Source organism: Actinomadura sp. NTSP31, from assembly GCF_041951385.1.
Taxonomy (GTDB): Bacteria; Actinomycetota; Actinomycetes; order Streptosporangiales; family Streptosporangiaceae; genus Spirillospora; species Spirillospora napierensis.
The window spans coordinates 1-21,277 of the sequence record NZ_JBGNUT010000003.1; the positions used below are offsets into that span (position 1 = coordinate 1).

The following is a 21,277-nucleotide window of genomic DNA, read 5'->3' on the forward strand; positions in this document are numbered from 1 at the left end:
GCGTTTCACGCTCCGCTGGCGCTCCGCGTGAACCGCGTTGGCCGTCGCCGGGCATGCCCGCTGCGCTCGCTGGCGCTCGCTCCGCGTGCCTGCCCGTGACCGATGGCCGGGGTCCAAGCCCGGGGTCGGGGCTAGCTCGCTTCTTCCAGGGCTGTGACGGCGCGTTCGCCTTCGGCTTGGGCTTGCTCCGGTGTCAGGTCCGTGAGCGCACGGCTCAGCGCCACCTCGGCGGCGTCGGCGGCGGCGCGCAGGGTGAGGGCGTGCTCCTGCGCGCGCTCGATGTCGCCCAAGCCCACGCAGTCGAAGGCCACCTGCGCGTCGTGACCGGCCATCTTCAGCTGCCGCGCGGCCTCTTCCAGACTCATCCATACCTCCTACACCGGGGAACTTGGTCCTACCCTTCCGTCTCCTCGGTAACCGCTTTGCCGAGCAGCTCCGCCGCCTTGACCAGGTGATTCTCGGCAAGCCGGGCATATCCCAGGACGAGGGCGGGGGGCGCGGCGGCGGCGCGTCCGGCCGACCACATCTCGCGGGCGCCGGCGGCCGACACCCCGGACCGCGCGGCGCGGGCCAGGACGGCGTCCTCATCGCATCCGGACGGAAGCTCCACGTAGAGGTGGATGCCCGCTGAGACGCCGCGAACCGCGGCGCGGGGCAGATTCGCGGCGAGCGCCTCGGCGAGGGCGTCGCGGCGGGCCCGGTAGCGGCGCCGCATGGTGCGCAGATGCCGGTCGTAGCCGCCGTTCCGGAGGAACTCGGCGAGCGCGTACTGCTCGAGGACGGGCGCGCCGAGGTCGGTGTGGCCCCGGTGCTCGCGCAGCCGCGTCGCGAGGGCCGGCGGGGCGACGGCCCAGCCGAGGCGCAGCGCGGGCGCGAGCGACTTGCTGACGGAGCCGAGCAGCACGACGCGGTCGGGGTCGACGCCCTGCAGGCAGCCGACGGGCTCGCGGTCGTAGCGGAACTCGGCGTCGTAGTCGTCTTCGAGGATGAGGCCGTCCACGTCCCGCGCCCAGGCGATCAGTTCGGCGCGGCGGGACGGGGACAGCACGACGCCGGTCGGGTACTGGTGCGCCGGGGTGACGAGGACGGCGCGGGCGCCGGTGCGGGCGAGCGCGGCGACGTCCACGCCGTCGCGGTCGACCGGGATGTGGACGAGCCGGATGCCGGCCGTCTCCAGCATCGGCACCTGCCGGACGCTGGTCGGGTCCTCGACGGCGAGGACGCGGTGGCCGTCGGCGAGCAGCAGCCGGACCAGCGCGGACAGCCCGTGCGCCACCCCATTCATGATCACCACGCGGCCGGGGTCGGCGACCGCGGCGCGGACCCGGCCGAGGTAGCCGGCGAGCTCGGTGCGCAGCGGCCGGACGCCGCCGGGGTCGGGGTAGGTCAGCTCGTCGCTCGGCAGGGTGCGCAGCGCGGCGCGGGTGGCGGCGATCCACCGCTCGCGGGGGAACGCGGACAAGTCGGGCTGGCTCGGCCACAGGTCGTAGGGCACGCCGGGGTCGGGCGGGATGTCGCAGGACGGGAGCGCGGCCGGGGCCGGTTCGGCGGCGCGGGGTTCGGGCGCGGCGTCGTCGGGGCGGGCCAGCGGTGCGATGCGGGTGCCGTCGCCGCGCCGGGCGATGAGGAAGCCCTCGGCGGTCAGCTGCTCGTAGGCGGCCACGACGACGCCGCGGGACACCTCGAGGTCGCGGGCCAGGTCGCGGCTGGAGGGGAGCCGGGTGCCGGCGGACAGCCGGCCGCTCCGCACCGCCGCGCGGAAGCCCGCGGCGATCTGGGCGGCGAGCCGTCCCGCACCGCGGTCCAGTGGGAGATGGAGGTCGGTCACATGACTCTCAGCGTCAACCGGGCGTTCATCCGTCACTAGCCCGGGATTGGACCAAGATCCAGCGGGGCCATTGGCTCTGTTTCACGGTCCATCGGACTTCTAGCGTTCCCTTCATGAACCTGCACTCGTCTCTCGCCGGCGCCGGCCGGCGCGGCACCCCCGCCGCCGGGACCGCGATGTTCCTCGTCGGCACGCTGACCGCGGTGTCCGCGACGATCTCGCATTATCCGGTCTTCGGCGGCCAGGCCGTCCGGTACACGGTGGCCGCGCTGATCCTGCTGGCCGTCGCCCGGTTCCGGGGCGGCCCGGCGAGGCGTCCGACGGCGCGGGAGTGGGCGCTGCTGGCGGCGCTGGCCGGAACGGGGCTGGTCGCGTTCAACGTGTGCATCGTCGCGGCGACCCGGGACACGAGCCCGGCCACGATCGGGACGGTGATCGGGACCGTGCCGGTGGTGCTGGCGATCGTCGGACCGCTGCTGGAGGGCCGCCGCCCGGCGCCGTCCCTGGTCGCGTCGGCGTGCGTCGTGGCGGTCGGGGCCGGGCTCGCCAGCGGGTTCGGCGGCGGCAGCGTCCGGGGGCTGCTGCTGTCGCTGGGCGCGCTCGCCGGGGAGATGTGCTTCTCGCTGCTGGCCGTCCCGCTGCTGCCGACGCTCGGCCCGGTGCGGGTGTCGGCGTACTCCGCCGCGCTGGCCGCGCCGATGCTGCTGGCGGTGGGACTGGTCACCGAGGGGACGTCCGTGCTGCGGGCGCCGACCGGCGCGGAGTTCGCCGGGCTGGCGTACCTGTCGGTGGTCGTCACCGTGGTGGCGTTCCTGCTCTGGTACGGGGCGCTGGGCCGGCTCGGCGCCGACCGGGCGGGGCTGTTCGCCGGGATGATCCCGGTCAGCGCGGTGGTCACGACGGTGGTGCTCGGGCTCGGCCGGCCGGGCCCGGCCGACCTCGCGGGGGCGGCGCTGGTGGGGGCGGGGGTCGTCCTCGGGCTCCGGCGCCGGGTCGTACCCTGTGATGCGGCCCCCATCGGAATCGCGCGAGGATCTGCCTGAGATGCCTGAGTTCTCCTACACCGACCTGCTGCCGCTCGGCCCGGACGAGACCGACTACCGCCTCCTGACCTCCGACGGCGTGTCCACGTTCGAAGCGAACGGGCGGACGTTTCTGCAGGTCGAGCCGGAGGCGCTGCGGCTCCTCACCGAGACCGCGATGCGCGACATCGCGCACCTGCTGCGGCCCGCGCACCTGGCGCAGCTGCGCCGGATCCTCGACGACCCGGAGGCGTCCCCGAACGACCGGTTCGTGGCGCTGGACCTGCTGAAGAACGCGGGCATCGCGTCCGGTGGCGTGCTGCCGATGTGCCAGGACACCGGCACCGCGATCGTCATGGGCAAGCGCGGCCAGCACGTCCTGACGGACGGGAACGACGAGGAGCACATCTCGCGCGGCGTGTACGACGCGTACACGAAGCTGAACCTGCGCTACTCGCAGATGGCGCCGCTGTCGATGTGGGACGAGAAGAACACCGGCAGCAACCTGCCCGCCCAGGTCGAGCTGTACGCGGCGCCCGGCGACGCCTACAAGTTCCTGTTCATGGCCAAGGGCGGCGGCAGCGCGAACAAGTCGTTCCTGTACCAGGAGACCAAGGCCGTCCTGAACCCGAAGCGGATGATGTCCTTCCTGGAGGAGAAGATCCGCTCGCTGGGCACGGCCGCCTGCCCGCCGTACCACCTGGCGATCGTCGTGGGAGGGACATCCGCGGAGTACGCGCTGAAGACCGCCAAGTACGCGTCGGCGCACTACCTGGACACGATGCCGACGGAGGGCTCGCCGCTGGGGAACGGCTTCCGCGACCTGGAGCTGGAGCTCCAGGTGTTCGAGCTGACGCAGAAGCTCGGCATCGGCGCGCAGTTCGGCGGCAAGTACTTCTGCCACGACGTGCGGGTGGTCCGGCTGCCGCGGCACGGCGCGTCCTGCCCGGTGGCGATCGCGGTGTCGTGCAGCGCGGACCGGCAGGCCCTCGCCAAGATCACCGCGGAGGGCGTGTTCCTGGAGCGGCTGGAGACCGACCCGGCGCAGTACCTGCCCGACACGACCGACGAGCATCTCGACGACGAGGTCGTGAGAATCGACCTGAACCGGCCGATGGCGGAGATCCGCGCCGAGCTGACCCGGTACCCGGTGAAGACCCGGCTGTCGCTGACCGGCCCGCTCGTGGTGGCGCGCGACATCGCGCACGCCAAGATCAAGGAGCGGCTGGACGCGGGCGAGCCGATGCCGGGGTACCTGCGCGACCACGCCGTCTACTACGCGGGCCCGGCCAAGACGCCGGAGGGCTACGCGTCCGGCTCGTTCGGGCCGACGACGGCCGGCCGGATGGACTCCTACGTCGAGCAGTTCCAGGCGGCGGGCGGCTCGCTGGTGATGCTCGCCAAGGGCAACCGGTCCCAGCAGGTCACCGACGCCTGCAAGGAGCACGGCGGGTTCTACCTCGGCTCGATCGGCGGCCCCGCCGCCCGGCTCGCGCAGGACTGCATCAAGAAGGTCGAGGTCCTGGAGTACCCGGAGCTCGGCATGGAGGCCGTCTGGAAGATCGAGGTCGAGGACTTCCCGGCCTTCATCGTCGTGGACGACAAGGGCGGCGACTTCTTCGCCGACACGACCGGCCCGGTCCTCACCATCGGCCGCCGTTAGGCGCCGCCCGGGCATCGTCAGGGCGTCGCGCGCCCCGGAATCCGGTTCCCGGCAGCCCGATTCCGGGGCGATTCAGGGCGGCAGGTCACATATTGGCCCTAAATCCATCTTGGTGCCGACGTCTCCCCGATGACCGCGCGGCCACTCCGGTATCTTTTCCGCCATGTCTCAGTCAGAGCGCCTCGTGCTAGCGACGCGCTACCGGCTGGTCTCGGAAATAGGTCAGGGCGCCAACGGCACCGTCTGGCGGGGCCATGACGAGCTCCTCGATCGCGCGGTGGCGATCAAGGAGCTGCGGCTCCCCGAGGACCTTTCCCAGGACGACCGGGTGGTCTTCTTCCGCCGTACCCTGCGCGAGGCGCGCGCGCCCGCACAGCTGCGCACCCACTCCATCGTCGAGGTCTACGACGTCGTCACCGAGCAGGGGCGGCCGTGGATCGTGATGGAGATGATCGAGGCGCCGAACCTCGAGCAGCTCATCGAGCGCGACGGCCCGCTGCCGCCCGAGCGCGTCGCGCACATCGGGCGCCGGCTGCTGGACGCCCTCAACGCCGCGCACAAGGCCGGGATCGTGCACCGCGACCTCAAGCCGAGCAACGTGCTGCTGGACGGCGACCGGGTCGTGCTCACCGACTTCGGGCTGGCGTTCTCGTCCGGGTCGGCGAGCCTGACCAAGACCGGGCACTTCATGGGCTCCCCCGCCTACGTCGCGCCGGAGGTCGCCGCCGGCGAGAAGGCCACCCCGCGCTCGGACCTGTGGTCGCTCGGCGCGACGCTGTACGCCGCGCTGGAGGGCCATCCGCCGTTCGAGCGCGAGAACGTGATGGCGACGCTGTCGGCGCTGGCGAACGAGTCGACGCCGGCGCCGCAGAACGCCGGCGCGCTCGCCCCGGTGATCACCGGGCTGCTGGAGAAGAACCCGACCCGCCGGCTCAGCCACGCCCGCGCGGTGGACCGGCTGGAGCGGGCGATGGCCGGTCCGCGGGCCGGCCGCCGCCCGGCGACGCCCCGCTACCGGATGATGGCGGTGATCGCGCTGATCGGCGCGACCGTCGCGTCCTGCGGGATCGGGGCCACCGCGCTGATCGTCGGGATGATGCGGGAGAGCCCGGGACCGTCGCCCACCACGCACGACTCCACCCCGGCGGGCGGGCGCGCGCAGGCGTCCCCGCCGCCCGGCGTCGGGGACAGCACGCTGGTCGTGCGGGCCCGCACCGGCGCCTGCCGGATCTTCGTGTCGGTGCCCGGCACCGCGATGAAGGTGCTCACCGACGGGACGATCCCGAAGGGCGAGGCGCGCCAGTACGGCGAGGACCGCATCAACGCGGTGATCTACGACGCGTCCGCCTGCGAGGTGTGGGTGAACGGCCAGGAGAAACCGCCCGGCAAGCCCGGCGAGCGCGTCAGCTACACGCTGAAGAAGGGCACCGGAGGCTGACCCCGGCCCCGTCCCGGCGGGAATGCGCGGACGCCTCGCGCCGCTGCCATGAAGGACGGCGGTGACGATTGCGCGGGGACTCCCTGGGGACGTCCCCGCCTGGAGGTGTCCTCATGACCGAGCAGGAGTTCCGGATCGAGCACGACTCCATGGGGGAGGTCCGGGTGCCGGCGTCGGCGAAGTGGCGGGCGCAGACGCAGCGGGCGGTGGAGAACTTCCCGATCTCGGGACGGGGGCTGGAGCCGGCGCACATCGCGGCGCTGGGCCAGATCAAGGCCGCCGCCGCGGTGGTCAACGCCGAGCTCGGAGTGCTCGACAAGGAGCCGGCGGAGGCGATCGCCGAGGCGGCCCGCGAGGTCGCGGACGGCAGGTGGAACGACCAGTTCCCGATCGACGTGTTCCAGACCGGGTCGGGGACGTCGTCGAACATGAACGCCAACGAGGTCGTGGCGACGCTGGCGCAGGAGCGGCTCGGCCGGCCCGTCCATCCGAACGACCACGTGAACGCCTCGCAGTCGTCCAACGACGTGTTCCCGTCGTCCATCCACATCGCGGCGACCGGCGCGGTCGTGCACGAGCTGATCCCCGCGCTGCGCCATCTGCGCGACGCGCTGGCCCGCAAGGCGGAGGAGTTCGCGACCGTCGTGAAGGCGGGCCGCACGCACCTGATGGACGCGACGCCGGTCACGCTCGGGCAGGAGTTCGGCGGGTACGCGGCGCAGGTCGGGCACGGCGTGGAGCGGCTGGAGGCCGTGCTGCCGCGGCTGGCGGAGCTGCCGCTCGGCGGCACCGCGGTCGGCACCGGGATCAACACGCCGGAGGGGTTCGCGCCCCGCGTCATCGCGGAGATCGCGCGGGCCACCGGGCTGCCGCTGACGGAGGCGCGGAACCATTTCGAGGCGCAGGGTGCCCGGGACGGCCTCGTCGAGGCGAGCGGCGCGCTGCGCACGATCGCGGTGGGCCTCAACAAGATCGCCAACGATCTGCGCTGGATGGGCTCGGGCCCGCGCGCCGGGCTCGCCGAGATCCGGCTGCCGGACCTGCAGCCCGGCTCGTCGATCATGCCGGGCAAGGTGAACCCGGTGATCCCCGAGGCGGTGACGCAGGTGGCGGCGCAGGTGATCGGGAACGACGCGGCGATCGCGTTCGGCGGCGCGGCGGGCAGCTTCGAGCTGAACGTGATGCTGCCGATGCTGGCCCGCAACGTGCTGGAGTCGATCACCCTGCTGGCGAACGCGTCCCGGCTGCTCGCGGACCGCTGCGTGGACGGCATCGAGGCGGACGTCGACCGGCTGCGCGAGTACGCCGAGTCGTCCCCGTCCATCGTGACGCCGCTGAACCGCTACCTCGGGTACGAGGAGGCCGCGAAGGTCGCCAAGCAGGCCCTGGCGGAGCGCAAGACGATCCGGGAGGTCGTGGTCGAGCGCGGCCACGTGGCCGACGGGAAGCTCACCGAGGAGCAGCTGGACGCGGCGCTGGACGTCCTCGGCATGACCAACGCGTCCCGCGGCTGAGCGCTCCAGCGTCCACTGGAGCGCCTCGCGCCGCCCGCCGCGGCCGGGAGGCGAGGCGGCCGGGGTAGGCGCGCACAGGCCGCTATGGCGGCGCGCAGACGGAAAGGGGCGGACCCGGAGGTCCGCCCCTCTTCGTTCGTGCTTCGTGCGCTCTTAGTACCAGCCGCTGGACTCCGAATGGGACCAGGCGCCGCACGGCGTGCTATAGCGGTCCTTGATGTAGCCGAGGCCCCACTTGATCTGGGTCGTGGCGTTGTTCTGCCAGTCGGGCCCCGCGCTCGCCATCTTGGAACCGGGCAGCGCCTGCGGGATCCCGTACGCGCCGGACGGGTTCGCCGCGTGGGTGTTCCAGTGGCTCTCCTTGTTCCACAGGTTCACCAGGCAGCCGAACTGGCCGGAGCCGCTCATGCCGTAGCTCGGCAGCAGCCTCTTGGCGATCTGCTGCGCCTCGCCCGCCGGGACCGGGTCGCCGGAGGGGCCGCCGCTGCCGCCGCTGCCGGAGTCCTTGGACTTCGTCGGGGTCGGCTTGGGGATCGGGTGGCCCTTGGCGCGCAGCTTCGGTCCGTTGGCCGGGTCCTCGCGGGTCGCGCGGGAGGCCCGCTCGTAGGCCTCCTTGCGGCGCATCTGCTCCATGACCATCGGGTCGACCTTGGGCGCGGCCGCGGCGTCCGCCAGCTTCGGCTGGACGGTCTTGGCGCCGCCGTCGCCGGAGCCGCCGGTCATCGCGAACGCGGCGCCGCCGCCGCCCACCACGACCACGGCGCCCGCGACCACCGCGGCGATCTTCAGGCCGTTGCGGCCGCCGCCCTTCGGGCCGGAGGCGCGGCGGGAGGAGCGGGAACCGCCGAGCCGGCGGGGGCCGGACGGCCGGCGGGGCGGCTCGGAGCCGGCGCCGAAGGCGACCTCGTCGCGGGGCTCGCCGGCGGCGTCCGGCACCTGGCCGTCCATGCCGGGGGTGCCCATGCCGGGGCCGCCCAGGTCGGGGGTGCCGAAGCCGGGGACGCCCATGCCCGGGATCGCCATGGCGCCGGTGCCGGTCGCGGGCTCGCCCGTCGCCACTGGCTGGAAGCCGAGGGTGTCGCCGGCCGGGGCCTGCGGGTACTGCGGCCCGGCGACCTTGACGTCGTCACCGGACGGGACGCCCTGGCCGGGCGGGAAGGGCTCGGCGGGCCGGGTCTCGGCGGCGGCCGGGGCCGCGTACGACCACGGCTCCTCGGGGGCAAAGCTCTGTCGTTCGTCTCGCCTAGGGGACCCGGGACGGTCTCCGGACAAGGCGGTCCTTCCGACGGTCGCACGCGCATGGGCACGCGGGCGAACTGTTTCCACCCCGGCCCGGCGCCCGTCCCGACTGCGGACGGCTTCCGGGCCCCGAGCGGCCCGCGCCCGCGCGCTCGTTACAGGGGGGTGCGCGGCGGACGGCACCGTTCTGGGGGTGCTTACGAGGACACACAATGCCCGAGCCCGCGCCCTGCTCCGCAACCGGAACGAGACGAATGCTGCTCCTGGTGCGGTTGTCAACTCCCCGCCCGGGTCCCCGAAAACACCCCGGGACCTGCGCTTCCACGACACTGGGGAGGTTGGTGTGACCTTCGTCACAACTCCACGGTACGGCGTTTACCGATCACGGTCCGTAGAGCAATCCACAGGCTCGTCCACAGCCCGGCACGCCCGGACGCCCCGCCGGCCCGTCCTCGCGGAGGGGCCGGCGGGGCGCCGGACATATCCCGTTCGTCCCGGGCCGTCAGACCCCCACGTCGCCGAGCATGTCGGTCACCAGCGCCGCGATCGGCGACCGCTCCGACCGCGTCAGCGTCACGTGCGCGAACAGCGGGTGGCCCTTCAGCTTCTCCACCACCGCCGCGACGCCGTCGTGCCGGCCGACCCGCAGGTTGTCGCGCTGCGCCACGTCGTGCGTCAGCACCACCCGCGAGCCCGCGCCGATCCGCGACAGCACGGTCAGCAGCACGCCGCGCTCCAGCGACTGCGCCTCGTCCACGATCACGAACGAGTCGTGCAGGGAGCGGCCCCGGATGTGGGTGAGCGGCAGGACCTCCAACATGTCACGGTCCACGACCTCCTCGATGACCTCCGGGGTGGTCACCGCCGACAGCGTGTCGTAGACGGCCTGCGCCCACGGCGACATCTTGTCGTTCTCCGAGCCGGGCAGGTAGCCGAGCTCCTGCCCGCCGACCGCGTACAGCGGCCGGAACACCACGACCTTGCGGTGCCGCCGCCGCTCCATCACGGCCTCCAGGCCCGCGCACAGCGCCAGCGCCGACTTGCCCGTGCCGGCCCGGCCGCCGAGCGAGACGATCCCGACGTCCTCGTCCATCAGCAGGTCGAGGGCGATGCGCTGCTCGGCGGACCGGCCGCGCAGCCCGAACACCTCCCGGTCGCCCTTCACCAGCTTCACCGACTTGTCGGGCAGCGTCCGGCCGAGCGCCGAGCCGCGCTCCGACAGCAGCCGCAGGCCGGTGTGGCACGGCAGGTCCCGCGCCTCCTCCAGGTCGGCGCCGCCCGCCTCGTACAGCTCCTCCAGGACCCCGCCGGGCACCTCCAGCTCGCGCATCCCGGTCCAGCCGGACTCCACCACGGCCAGCTCGGCCCGGTACTCCTCGGCGGCGAGCCCGACCGCGGACGCCTTCACCCGCATCGGCAGGTCCTTGGAGACCAGCACCACGTCGCGCCCCTCGCGGGCCAGCCACGCGGCCACCGACAGGATCCGGGTGTCGTTGTCGCCGAGCCGGAACCCGTCCGGCAGCACGCTCGCGTCGGAGTGGTTCAGCTCGACGCGCAGCGTCCCGCCCTGGTCCCCGTTCGGACCCTGCACCGACACGGCCTCGTCCAGCCGGCCGTGCTCCATCCGCAGGTCGTCCAGGGTGCGCAGGGCCTGCCGGGCGAAGTAGCCGAGCTCCGGATGGTGGCGCTTGGCCTCGAGCTCGGAGATGACGACGACGGGGAGCACGACCTCGTGCTCGGCGAACCGGGTCATCGCCCCCGGGTCGGCGAGCAGGACACTGGTGTCGAGGACGTACGTGCGCCGGTCCGGAACGGGCGTTCCGGCGGGGATCCCGCTGGCGGGACGGCGCGGGGAGGTTGTGGCCACTCGATCTCCCTGTTCATGGGGGATGTACCGGTGGCGCGACAGTCCGCCCCCGTACGGCCGCCGCCCCCGGTCAGGGGGTGGTGGCCTGGGGCGGTGGTCCCTGCGTCGGAGGCGTCAGGGAGACCGTCAGGTACCGTAGCGCCGGTGCCGCGCGGCGTAGGAACGCATGGCCCGCAGGAAATCGACCTTGCGGAAGTCCGGCCAATGGACTTCGCAGAAGTAGAACTCCGAGTGGGCGCTCTGCCAGAGCATGAAGCCGGACAGGCGCTGCTCCCCCGAGGTGCGGATGACCAGGTCCGGGTCCGGCTGGCCGCGCGTGTAGAGATGCTCGGCGATGTGCTCCACCTCGAGGACCTCGGCGAGTTCCTCGATGCTGGTGCCACGGCTCGCCTGCTCGATGAGCAGTGACCGCACCGCATCAGCGATCTCACGCCTACCTCCATACCCAACGGCGACGTTCACAATCAGCCCGGGAGCGCCGGATGTCGCCTCACCCGCGTCTTTCAGGACACGGGCGGTCTTGTCGGGCAGGAGGTCGAGGGCGCCGACGGGCTTGACGTGCCACCCCTCGTCGGCGAGCTTGCGGACGGTCTTCTCGATGATCTCCAGCAGGGGGTCGAGCTCGTTCGCGGGCCGGTTCAGGTTGTCGGTGGACAGCAGCCACAGCGTGACGTGCTCCACCCCGGCCTCGGTGCTCCACTGCAGCAGCTCGGAGATCTTGTCGGCGCCGCGCTGGTGGCCGTGGTTGACGTCGGCCAGCCCCATCGACCTGGCCCAGCGCCGGTTCCCGTCGAGGATGACGCCGACGTGGCGGGGCGTGATGTCGGTGGGCAGCGACGCCTCGACGCGGTGCTCGTACATGCGGTAGACGGCGTCGCGGACGGCCGCGTACGGCCCGCTGTGGCGGATCGCGGCGGCCAGCCGGCCGCCGGCGGACGGGCTGCGGCGCGCACCGCCGCCCGGGGCCGCGCCGGCCCCGGCGCCGCCCTTCGCGGTCTCGTCGCGCCGTGACATCCCAGTACGCCGAACCCCCATGTGGGCATCCCTTCGAGCGATCCTCCCTGATGGGAACGGACGCTCAATTATGGCCCGACGGCGACACTTTTCCCGCCGTTCCGGTGATGTCAGGCTAGCGCGCAGGTCGGGCGGCACGGCCGCGCCGCGCGTGCCCCGGCGTCCCGGCGCGGTCGGCGTCGGCGAGCACGCCGGCCAGGAACCGGGCCAGGTCTGCGGAGGTGAGCACGGCGCGCACGCCGCGCCCGCTCGCGCCCCACGCCTCGATGACGGCCCGGCGCGCCACCCGCCACCGTCCGGCGGCGGACTGCTGGCGGCCGACCCACATCGAGGACGTGCGCAGCGTGCAGCGCAGCTCGCCGGTGCTGATCACGTCGCCGCGGTCGCGGTACCGGAAGGCGAACAGCTCGGGTTCGCGGGCGGCGCCGCCGGGCGGCGGGTCGGGGAAGCGGTCGTCGGGGTCGGGCCAGCGGGCCGCCTGCGGCGAGCCGTCGGCGCGGGCGGCGGCGACCCGGCGGGCGAGGTCGGCCAGGAAGTAGCCGCACCGCTCGCCTACGGCGCCGAAGGTGTCGCCGTCGCGGCGCAGCTCCAGGGTGACCTCGAAGGGGGTGCCGCCGCGGTCCAGCGAGGGGACCGGCACGACGTCCAGGACCGAGCCGTCCAGGCAGCGCAGCGTCCGCACTCCCCGTCCCCCTCCCGGCGTCGCCCGGCGCGGCGGATCCGCGCTTTCCCCGCACATTAGGCCAGGTCGGCACCATGATCACACCCAGCGGACGTCGTGATCGCGTAATGATCGCGGGGGGGCGCCGGTCAGGGGTCGGCGCCGGTCAGGGGTTGGGGCCGGCGGCGCGGGCGCGCTCCACGTGCTCCAGGGCGCTGCGCAGCTCGCCGAGCCACTCGTCGGTGTTCTTGCCGACGAGCCGGACGCACCAGGCGAGCGCGTCGCTGCGGCTGCGGGCGACGCCGGCCTCGACGAGGGTGTCCAGGACGCGGCGCTCGGGCTGGCGGAGCCGGGTCATGACGGGCACCGACAGGGTCGTGAACATCTCCCGCAGGCCGCCGCACTCGACGCCCCAGGAGACCTTGTGGCCGAAGGCGTGCTCGGCCTCGCGCGCGATGGCGATGCGCTGGTCGCGGGTCTCCGCGCGGAAGCGCTGGACGTGCCCGGCGAGCAGCGCGTCGCGCTCGGCGTCCGCGACGTCCCGCGCGGCGTCCGGCTCGGGCAGCCGGCCGACCACGCTGACCTCCTCGCGGTCGACGACGACCTCAGGCGCGCCCTCGAACCAGCCGTCGGGCAGCCGTCCGGCGAACCAGCCGCGCAGCCGGTCCGCGGCTTCACTCGTATTCATGTAATCAAAATTACAACCCCCACTGCGGTGACGCCAGGCTTCACCAGTATTGACATCCTCCATCTTTTGATAGTTACTCTCATTTAATAGTTCGAACTATTTGGAGGTGAACCTCATGAAGACGTCCCCCACGCGGCGCTGGCTCGGCCTCGGCGCGCTCGCGCTCAGCATGCTGGCCCTCGGTTTCGACATGACGATCCTCAACGTGGCGCTGACCACGCTCTCCGAAGACCTGCACGCCGGCACCAGCGAACTCCAGTGGATCGTCGACTCCTACCTGCTGGCCTTCGGGGCGCTGCTGCTCCCCGCCGGCCTCCTCGGCGACCGCTTCGGCCGCAAGTGGCTGCTGATCGCCGGTCTCGTGATCTTCGGCCTGGCCTCGCTCGCCGGCGCGTTCGCGAGCGGCACCGGCGGCGTCATCGCGGCCCGCACCCTCATGGGGGCCGGCGCAGCGATCGTCATGCCGCTGTCGATGTCGATGCTCCCCGCGATCTTCCCGCCCGAGGAGCGGACCCGCGCCGTCGCGGTCTGGTCGTCCTCGATGGCGCTCGGCCTGCCGCTCGGCCCGCTCCTCGGCGGCTGGCTGCTGGAGAACTACTGGTGGGGCTCGATCTTCCTCATCAACGTCCCCGTCGTCGCCGTCGGCGCCGTCGCCGTCGCGTTCCTGCTGCCCGAGACCAAGGACCCCTCGGCCCCCCGCGTCGACGGGATCGGCGCGCTGCTGTCGATGGGCGCCGTCGTCGCCCTCGTCTACGGGGTCATCGAGGCGCCCGCCCAGGGCTGGAGCGACCCGGTCGTCCGCGTCTCCTTCACCGCCGCGGCCGTCCTGCTCGCCGCGTTCGTCCTCTGGGAGAGGCGCGTCGCCGAGCCGATGCTGGACCTCCGCCTCTTCCGGGACGCCCGGTTCGTGTGGGCGCTGGCCACCGCCGTCGCCGCCAACCTGATCATGAGCGGGATCATGTTCGCCCTGCCGCAGTACCTTCAGGCCGTGCAGGGCAGCGGCGTCTTCGACACCGGCGTGCGCCTGATCCCGATGATGTTCGGCCTCCTGGCCGGCGCCGCCGCCACCGACCGCATCGCGCCGCGCACCGGCCACAAGCCGGTCCTCGTCACCGGCCTGCTCGTCCTCGCGGCCGGGCTCGGCTGGGGCGCGCTCACCGGCACCGGCGACACCTACTCCACCGCCCTCGGCTGGCTCCTCGTCGTCGGCGTCGGCTGCGGCCTGACCCTGATCCCGGCCATGGACGCGGTGCTCGCCGCCCTGCCCGAGGAGCAGGCCGGGCGCGGCTCCGGGCTCGTCCAGACCTTCCGCCAGACCGCCTCCACCCTCGGCGTCGCCGGGCTCGGCAGCCTCCTGTCGGCCGTCTACCGCGACCGCGTCGCCACGGGCGGCCTCCCCGCGGACGCCGCGGACACCGCCCGCGACTCGATCGGCGGCGCCGTCTCCGTCGTCGCCGACCTCAAGGAGGCGGCCCTCCCGGACGGCGGCCTGCTCGTCTCGGCCCAGCACGCCTACGTCCTCGGCATGGACTCCGTGCTCGGGACGTGCGCCGCCGCCGCTCTCGCCATGGCCGTCCTGCTCTGGATCTTCCAGCCCGGTCGGGTGCGCCGGGATGCGGAGCCCCGCCCCGATGACCGAGAATCGAACCATGAGCACGCCGCTTCCTGAGCACCCGATCGACCGACTCGAGGACCGGCTGAGCCGGCTCCCGCTGCGGGAGCGCAAGAAGCTGAAGACCCGGAGGGCGATTCAGGACCACGCCCTCCGGCTCTTCGCGGAGCAGGGCTACGACGAGACCACGGTGGAGCAGATCGCGGACGCGGCCGACATCTCGCCGAGCACGTTCTTCCGCTACTTCCCCACCAAGGAGGACGTGGTCTTCACCGACGAGTACGACCCCGTCATGGCGGAGCTGCTCCGCGACCAGCCCGCGGACCTCCCGCCCATCGAGGCGCTCCGCAGGATGTTCGGCGACATCCTCCCCCTGATGTACGAGCAGGACCGCGAGGTCGTCACCACCCGGATGCGCCTCACCGCGACCGTCCCGGCCCTCCGGGCCCGCGCGTTCGAGTCGCTCCGCGCGGGCACCCACGCCGTCCTGAGCGAGATCACCGCCGAGCGCACCGGCCGGGCGCCCGACGACCCGGACGTGCACGCGTTCACCTGGGCCGTCCTGGGCATGCTGCAGGCGGCGCTGTACCAGTGGCTGAACGGCGCCCCGCCCGGCGACCTCCCGGCCATGGTCGACCACAACCTCGAGTTCCTGTCCCGCGGCTGCCCCTTGTGATTCCCAGGGGGGCGACCCCCTGGAACCCCCGTCACGGTCGGCAGGCCGTTTCCCGCTCCGCTGGAGCTCCGCGCGAAACAGCCTGCCGACCGGCGGGCAGGCCCGCTCCGCTCGCTGCACTCGCTCCGCGTGCCTGCCCGTGCGGCGGCTGAGGTTAGAACCTGGCGGGGCTGGGGTTCGGACCCGCCGGGGCTGAGGTTGGGACCTGGCGGGGCGGGCTAGCTCGCCAGGCGGGCGGCCTGTTGGGGGCTTACTCGGACGGCGCCCTTGAGGTTGCGGGTGTAGACGTTCTGGATCATGACGTCGAGGCCCGTGCGGGGCGCGACGACCATCTTGCCGTCGCCGATGTACAGGGCGATGTGCGAGATGTAGCCCGGCGCGGTGGGGTCGTTGGCCCAGATCAGCATGTCGCCGGGGACGGCCTTGCTGTACGGGATGACCCAGCCGGCGCGGGCCTGGTCGGCGGCGACGCGCGGCAGGCGGATGCCGGCCCGCGCGAAGGCGTACTGCATCAGCCCGGAGCAGTCGTAGCCGCCCTCGGCCTCCGACTCGCCGCCCCAGACGTACGGCCAGCCGATCCGCGTGTAGGCGGCCTTGATCACCGTCTGCACCTGGCCGGCGGTCATCACCTGGCCGTGCGAGGTCGGCGCCTGGCCGGATCCGGCCTTCGGGAAGTCGATCTGCGGGTTCACCGCGACGGCCTTGGCGTGCTTCGGCAGGACCTTCTTCAGCTTCTTGACGAAGGCGGCCGGCCTGGTCTTCGGGACGCTGATCAGCATCGCGTTGCCGGTCGGCATGCCGAGGGCCTGCGCGGTGGCGTGCGAGATGACCGCGTCGACGTCGCTGACGCCCATCGTCGCGTACGCGCCGACGCGCAGGTTCGACTGGTGCTGCTTGCCGCCGACGGGCACCTGGCTGCCGAGCTTGACGCCGCCGTCGCTGCCCATCGTGAAGGAGATGGCGACGTCGCCGGACGCCACGTTGCGCCACAGGGCGTCGGACTGCGCGGTCGGCTTCGGCGTGTAGTTGCGGAACGTGGACGGGTCGACGCCCATCAGGCCGACGCGCTTGCCGGCGACCATGCCCTGCACCGCGTCGACGAGCTCGACGCCCTTCACGCCCTTGGCGTGGCGGATCTTGTCCACCGTCGCGGCGGGCAGCGTGGACGGGGCGGCGACCAGGACGTGCGGGGTGAGGCGCTTGCCGAGCGGGGCGACCGCGCTGGGCGAGAGGCTGGTGCTGCCGGACGCGGCGACGTAGCGGGCGTCCTTCTCCTGCGGGGACGGCGCGGGATCGCCGTCGTGGCCGCGGGCGATGAGCACCGCGGTGTTGGCCGCGAGCGTGGTCAGGACCGAAACGCCGATGATCGTCGGTAGGATCCGGCGGTTCGGCTTCCGCACTGCCACGCTCCTTTTAGGTCGGCCTGCCCGGCTCCCATGACTATGACCCAGAGGAGCGGCAACCGTCCAGATACCCGGCGCACCAGCGGGCACCCCGGCCCGCCCTGCCCCATCGGGTCAGCCCCGTCTCCGCTACCCATTGGTAACACCATGCGGGAACGAGAGCAAGGTCACGCTGCCACAAAATGGACGGTTAATCCAATTGTCCACGTAGCTCGCGGGTCAGCTCGGCCGGGGTCGTCACCGGCAGGCGGCAGGTGAACATCCGGCAGACGTAGGCGGCGGGCGCGCCGTCCACCGGCTCGCGCCCCGCCAGCAGCGGGACGCCCTCCGCGCCGGGTTCGCCGACGCTCACGACCGCGCCCGGCGCGGGCGACATCAGCGCGGTCCGGTGCAGCGCCCGGGTCCGCTCGTCGTCGCGCCCGCCGATGATCGCGATCTCCACCGGCCCGGCCGCGTGCGCCTCGGCGACCGCGAGCCCCCATCCGGCGAACCGGGCGTGCTCGCCGGCGAGCGGGCCGACCGGTCCGAGCGCCGCCTCCGCGGCCTGCCGGTGCCAGTCCGACCCGGTCAGCGCCGCGAACGACAGGAGCGCGCCGGCCGCCGCGAACTGCCCGGAGGGGGTGGCGTTGTCGGTCGGGTCCTGCGGGCGCCGGAAGAGTTGCTCGGCGTCGTCGGCGGTGTCGTAGAAGCCGCCCGACCCGTCCGCGAACCGTTCGAGGACGGTGTTCAGCAGCTCGCCCGCCAGCCGCATGTGCACGGGGTCGCCGGTCACGGCGTGCAGTGCGAGCAGGCCCTCCGCCACGTCCGCGTAGTCCTCCAGCACGCCGGCGTTGGCCCCCGCGACGCCGTCCCGCGAGGTGCGGGCCAGCCGCCCGCCGCTCTCGTGCACGTCGATGATCAGCCGCGCGACGTCCTCGGCGGCGGTGACCAGGTCCGGGCGGTCGAACAGCGCGCCGCACTCGGCCAGCGCCGCGACGGCCAGCCCGTTCCAGCCCGCGACCACCTTGTCGTCGCGGGCCGGGGGCACCCGGTGGGCGCGGGCCTCCAGCAGCAGCGTCCGGATCCGCTCGTACCGCTCGGGGTCGTCCGGATCGCCGAGCAGTTGCAGGACCGACGTCCCGTGCTCGAACGTCCCGGTCACCTCGAACAGCCGCTCGGCGTACGCGCCGTCGTCCTCGCCCAGGACCTCCCGCAACTGCTCCGGCGTCCAGACGTAGTACTTGCCCTCGACGCCCTCGCTGTCGGCGTCCAGCGCCGACGCCAGCCCGCCCTCGGGCGTCCGCAGGTCGCGCAGCATCCAGTCGCAGGTCTCCAGCGCGACCCGCCGCGCGAACGGCGAACCGGTCAGCCGCCACCAGTGCGCGTAGACCCGCGCCAGCAGCGCGTTGTCGTACAGCATCTTCTCGAAATGCGGGACGATCCACTGCGCGTCCACCGAGTAGCGCGCGAACCCGCCGCCCAGCTGGTCGTACATCCCGCCCCGCGCCATCGCCTCCAGCGTGTGCCCCGCCATCGCGAGGGCCTCCGCGTCGCCCGTGCGCGCGTGGTGCCGCAGCAGGAACTCCAGCGCCATCGACGGCGGGAACTTCGGCGCGCCGCCGAACCCGCCGCGCGCCGCGTCGTACGACTGCGCCAGCACCTTCACCGCCTGCGCGAGCCGCTCCCCGCCGGGCGCCTCGCCCCCCGGGAGGCCGCTCCCCCGCGACGTCAGCGCCGCGACGACCTGCTGCCCCTGCGCGGCCACCTCGTCGCGCTGCTCCGTCCACGCCTTGTGGACGGCCTGCAAGAGCGCCTGGAACTGTGCCCGGGGAAAGTACGTTCCGCAGTAGAAGGGGTGCCCGTCCGGCGTCATGAACACGGTCATCGGCCACCCGCCCTGACCGGTCATCGCCTGCGTGGCCTCCATATAGACCGCGTCGATGTCGGGACGCTCCTCCCGGTCCACCTTGACGCTCACGAACATCTCGTTCATGAGCCGCGCGGTCCCACCGTCCTCGAAGGACTGGTGGGCCATCACGTGGCACCAGTGGCAAGCGGCATATCCGACGGAAAGGAGCACCGGTACGTCCCGCGCGCGCGCCTCGGCGAACGCCTCGGCGCTCCACTCCCACCAGTCCACCGGGTTCCCGGCGTGCTGCAGCAGGTACGGGCTGGTCGCGTCCTTGAGGCGGTTCATGCCCCGATCCTGCCCCATCCGGCGGCCGGTTCACGGGCCGGACGGTCCCGTTTCGACGGCTTGCCGGTGAGCAGGCCGCCCCTATGATGACGCGCGGTGATCCGGTCCGCCCCCACGGACCCCCGACTCCACGACCGACTCCACGATCCGCACCGCTTCGCCTCGTGCCCCCCGCTCCCCGCACACGATGATGTTGGAGCTTCACATCATGATCGAATCCCGGCCCTCCCTCCCCGCCTCGCTCGACGACGTCGACGGCTGGTTCCCCAAGGTCGACCAGCGCCTGTTCACCTGGTTCCTGGAACGCCAGGACCGGCTCGGGCAGTCCGGCGACCTGGTGGAACTCGGCTCCTACCTGGGCAAGAGCGCCATCCTCATGGGCCGCCACCTGCGCGACGGCGAGAACTTCACCGTCTGCGACTTGTTCGACTCGCAGGCGCCCGACGACTCCAACCAGGCCGAGATGGAGGGGTCGTACGCCTCGCTGACCCGCACCGCCTTCGAGACCAACTACGGCGCCTTCCACGAGGACCTGCCGCGGATCGTCCAGGCCCCCACCTCGGTGATCCTCGACCACGTCCAGCCGGAGAGCTGCCGGTTCGTGCACGTGGACGCCTCCCACCTGTACGAGCACGTACGCGGTGACATCCAGGCCGCGCACGTCATGCTGCCCGTCGGGGGCGTCCTCGTCTGCGACGACTACCGCTCCGAGCACACCCCGGGCGTCTCCGCCGCCGTCTGGGAGGCGGTGGCCGCCGACGGGCTGCGCGCGGTCTGCGTCTCCCCGCAGAAGTTCTACGGGACGTGGGGCGACCCGAAGCCCGTCCAGGACGACCTGCTGGAGTGGCTCGGCGCGCAGGACGACCTCTGGCACGAGACGCAGGAGGTCGCCGGGCGGCGCCTCGTGCGCGTCAAGGGCAAGCCCGCCCCGAAGCCGAAGAAGAAGAACCAGGTCCGCGAGCTCAAGGAGCGCCTCGCCCGCATCGAGGACCAGCGGGCCCGCGCGCAGCACGAGCTCGACTCCGTCCGGAACTCGATGAGCTTCAAGGTCGGCCGGGCCGCCACCGCGCTGCCCCGGGCGATGCGCCGCAGGCGCCCCCCGGAGCGCTAGCCGTCCAGGGCGGCGAGGGCCGCCTCGATCGTGCGGTGGAAGGTGGGATAGGCGTAGATCATCTCGCGGAGGGCGGCGGTGGGGGCCTCGGTGTGCACGGCGACGGCGAGCGCGCCGAGGACCTCCCCGCCGGACGGCCCGGCCGCGGTGGCGCCCACCAGCACCCCCCACTCGGCGCTCTCCACCAGCTTGACGAAGCCGTCGTTGCCCGCCTTGTGGATCCAGCCGCGCGCCGAGTCGGGGATCCGCGCGACGCCCGTGCGGACCGGCAGGTTCTGGTCGCGGGCCTGCGCCTCGGTGAGGCCCACCGCGGCGATCTCGGGGTCGGTGAACGTCACGCGCGGCACGGCCCGGTAGGCGGCCTGCGGGCCCTCCTCGCCGAGGATGTCGCGGACGGCGACGGACGCCTGGTACATCGACACGTGCGTGAACGCGCCCTTGCCGGTGATGTCGCCGATCGCCCAGACACCGTCGGCGGCGCGCATGTGCCCGTCCACGTCGATCCGGCGGGCGCCCTCGTCCAGGCCGACGGCGTCCAGGCCGAGGCCCCTGAGGTTGGGGCGGCGCCCGGTCGCGACGAGCAGCCGGTCGGCGGTCAGGGTCTCCTCGCCGAGATGGAGGCGGAACTCGCCGCCGGCGTAGGACGCGCCGGTGACCTTCGCGCCCGTCCGCACGCCGATGCCCTCGCGCTCGAAGACCTCGCGGAGCAGCCCGCTCGACTCCGGCTCCTCGTTCAGCAGCAGCCGGTCGGCCGCCTCCACGACCGTCACGCGGCTGTCGAAGCGGGAGAAGACCTGCGCCAGCTCCACGCCGACCACGCCGCCGCCCAGCACCAGCAGCGACTCCGGCACCTCGGTGGCCTGCACGGCCTCCCGGTTCGTCCAGAACGGCACGTCCGCGAGCCCCTCGATCGGCGGGGCCGCGGGCGACGTGCCGGTGTTGATCAGGATGCCGCGGCGGGCCCGGAACACCTCGTCCCCGACCGTCACCTCCCGCGGCCCGGTGATGCGGCCCTCGCCGCGCACCAGCCGGGCGCCCCGGCCGGTGAGCCGGTCGGCGGCGGCCGTGTCGGTCCACGAGTCGGTGGCCTCGTCGCAGATCCGGGCCGCGACCGGGGCCCAGTCGGGCCGGATGATCGAGTCGCCGGCCATCCCGGGGATGCGGGTGCCGTCGGCGAGCAGGCCCGCGGCGCGCACCATCATCTTCGTCGGGACGCACGCGTAGTACGGGCACTCCCCGCCCACCAGCCGGGACTCCACGGCCGCCACGGACAGGCCCGCCTCGGCCAGCCGGCCCGCCGCGTCCTCCCCGCCGGGCCCGAGACCGATCACGACGACATCGACTTCTTCCGCCATGCCCGGTGTT

Annotated in this window: 17 protein-coding genes; 7 read left to right on the forward strand and 10 right to left on the reverse strand. The window is 73.2% G+C overall.

What is annotated here, in order from left to right; translation table 11 throughout:
- Positions 1 to 131 precede the first annotated feature (131 nt).
- Together ACA514_RS05220 and ACA514_RS05225 are read right to left on the reverse strand one after the other, a co-directional pair.
- Positions 132 to 365, reverse strand: coding sequence for a hypothetical protein (locus ACA514_RS05220; RefSeq protein ID WP_375039845.1), 234 nt, complete (start codon positions 363 to 365; stop codon positions 132 to 134).
- Between the two features lie 29 nt (positions 366 to 394).
- Positions 395 to 1,828 carry a PLP-dependent aminotransferase family protein gene (locus tag ACA514_RS05225; protein WP_375039846.1) on the reverse strand — a complete coding sequence of 478 codons (1,434 nt, stop codon included), beginning with the start codon at positions 1,826 to 1,828 and terminating at the stop codon, positions 395 to 397.
- A gap of 113 nt (positions 1,829 to 1,941) precedes the next feature.
- On the opposite strand from ACA514_RS05225, the gene ACA514_RS05230 reads away from it, so the two are divergent.
- From ACA514_RS05230 to ACA514_RS05245, 4 genes are all read left to right on the forward strand, one after another.
- Positions 1,942 to 2,871, forward strand: coding sequence for a DMT family transporter (locus tag ACA514_RS05230; RefSeq protein WP_375039847.1), 930 nt, complete (start codon positions 1,942 to 1,944; stop codon positions 2,869 to 2,871).
- Position 2,872: 1 nt separating this feature from the next.
- Positions 2,873 to 4,513: a fumarate hydratase gene (locus ACA514_RS05235; RefSeq protein ID WP_375039848.1), complete on the forward strand. Its 1,641-nt coding sequence runs from the start codon at positions 2,873 to 2,875 to the stop codon at positions 4,511 to 4,513.
- 163 nt (positions 4,514 to 4,676) lie between these two features.
- The gene (locus ACA514_RS05240; RefSeq protein ID WP_375039849.1) at positions 4,677 to 5,951 is read left to right on the forward strand and encodes a serine/threonine-protein kinase; all 1,275 of its coding nucleotides are present in this window, start codon (positions 4,677 to 4,679) and stop codon (positions 5,949 to 5,951) included.
- A gap of 113 nt (positions 5,952 to 6,064) precedes the next feature.
- A complete protein-coding gene (locus tag ACA514_RS05245; protein WP_375039850.1) occupies positions 6,065 to 7,465 on the forward strand; it encodes a class II fumarate hydratase in 1,401 nt (466 codons plus the stop codon).
- A gap of 153 nt (positions 7,466 to 7,618) precedes the next feature.
- On the opposite strand, the gene ACA514_RS05250 is transcribed toward ACA514_RS05245, so the two are convergent.
- The 5 genes from ACA514_RS05250 to ACA514_RS05270 all read right to left on the reverse strand — a co-directional run bounded on the left by ACA514_RS05250 (position 7,619) and on the right by ACA514_RS05270 (position 12,934).
- On the reverse strand, positions 7,619 to 8,737 hold the full coding sequence (locus ACA514_RS05250) for a hypothetical protein (protein ID WP_375039851.1): 1,119 nt from the start codon (positions 8,735 to 8,737) through the stop codon (positions 7,619 to 7,621).
- Between the two features lie 469 nt (positions 8,738 to 9,206).
- A complete protein-coding gene (locus ACA514_RS05255) occupies positions 9,207 to 10,535 on the reverse strand; it encodes a PhoH family protein (RefSeq protein WP_375040276.1) in 1,329 nt (442 codons plus the stop codon).
- Positions 10,536 to 10,697: 162 nt separating this feature from the next.
- The gene (locus tag ACA514_RS05260; RefSeq protein ID WP_375039852.1) at positions 10,698 to 11,585 is read right to left on the reverse strand and encodes an isoprenyl transferase; all 888 of its coding nucleotides are present in this window, start codon (positions 11,583 to 11,585) and stop codon (positions 10,698 to 10,700) included.
- A 115-nt stretch (positions 11,586 to 11,700) separates the two neighbouring features.
- Positions 11,701 to 12,267, reverse strand: coding sequence for a hypothetical protein (locus tag ACA514_RS05265; protein ID WP_375039853.1), 567 nt, complete (start codon positions 12,265 to 12,267; stop codon positions 11,701 to 11,703).
- A 145-nt stretch (positions 12,268 to 12,412) separates the two neighbouring features.
- Complete coding sequence (locus ACA514_RS05270) at positions 12,413 to 12,934, reverse strand: hypothetical protein (RefSeq protein ID WP_375039854.1); 522 nt, start codon at positions 12,932 to 12,934, stop codon at positions 12,413 to 12,415.
- Positions 12,935 to 13,049: 115 nt separating this feature from the next.
- Between ACA514_RS05270 and ACA514_RS05275 the strand changes: the two genes are divergently transcribed.
- Both ACA514_RS05275 and ACA514_RS05280 read left to right on the forward strand, forming a co-directional pair.
- Positions 13,050 to 14,603: an MFS transporter gene (locus ACA514_RS05275; RefSeq protein ID WP_375039855.1), complete on the forward strand. Its 1,554-nt coding sequence runs from the start codon at positions 13,050 to 13,052 to the stop codon at positions 14,601 to 14,603.
- A complete protein-coding gene (locus ACA514_RS05280) occupies positions 14,584 to 15,222 on the forward strand; it encodes a TetR family transcriptional regulator (protein ID WP_375039856.1) in 639 nt (212 codons plus the stop codon). Before ACA514_RS05275 ends, ACA514_RS05280 begins: the two co-directional genes overlap by 20 nt.
- Before the next feature lie 218 nt (positions 15,223 to 15,440).
- Here the strand turns inward: ACA514_RS05280 and ACA514_RS05285 are convergent, their stop codons facing one another.
- Positions 15,441 to 16,622 carry a C40 family peptidase gene (locus ACA514_RS05285; protein ID WP_375039857.1) on the reverse strand — a complete coding sequence of 394 codons (1,182 nt, stop codon included), beginning with the start codon at positions 16,620 to 16,622 and terminating at the stop codon, positions 15,441 to 15,443.
- A 193-nt stretch (positions 16,623 to 16,815) separates the two neighbouring features.
- The gene (locus tag ACA514_RS05290) at positions 16,816 to 18,801 is read right to left on the reverse strand and encodes a thioredoxin domain-containing protein (RefSeq protein WP_375039858.1); all 1,986 of its coding nucleotides are present in this window, start codon (positions 18,799 to 18,801) and stop codon (positions 16,816 to 16,818) included.
- Positions 18,802 to 19,009: 208 nt separating this feature from the next.
- Here ACA514_RS05290 and ACA514_RS05295 point away from each other — a divergent pair, with 208 nt between their 5' ends.
- A complete protein-coding gene (locus ACA514_RS05295; protein ID WP_375039860.1) occupies positions 19,010 to 19,912 on the forward strand; it encodes a class I SAM-dependent methyltransferase in 903 nt (300 codons plus the stop codon).
- Here ACA514_RS05295 and ACA514_RS05300 read toward each other — a convergent pair.
- Complete coding sequence (locus tag ACA514_RS05300; RefSeq protein ID WP_375039861.1) at positions 19,909 to 21,267, reverse strand: dihydrolipoyl dehydrogenase family protein; 1,359 nt, start codon at positions 21,265 to 21,267, stop codon at positions 19,909 to 19,911. The genes ACA514_RS05295 and ACA514_RS05300 overlap by 4 nt on opposite strands.
- Positions 21,268 to 21,277 lie beyond the last annotated feature (10 nt).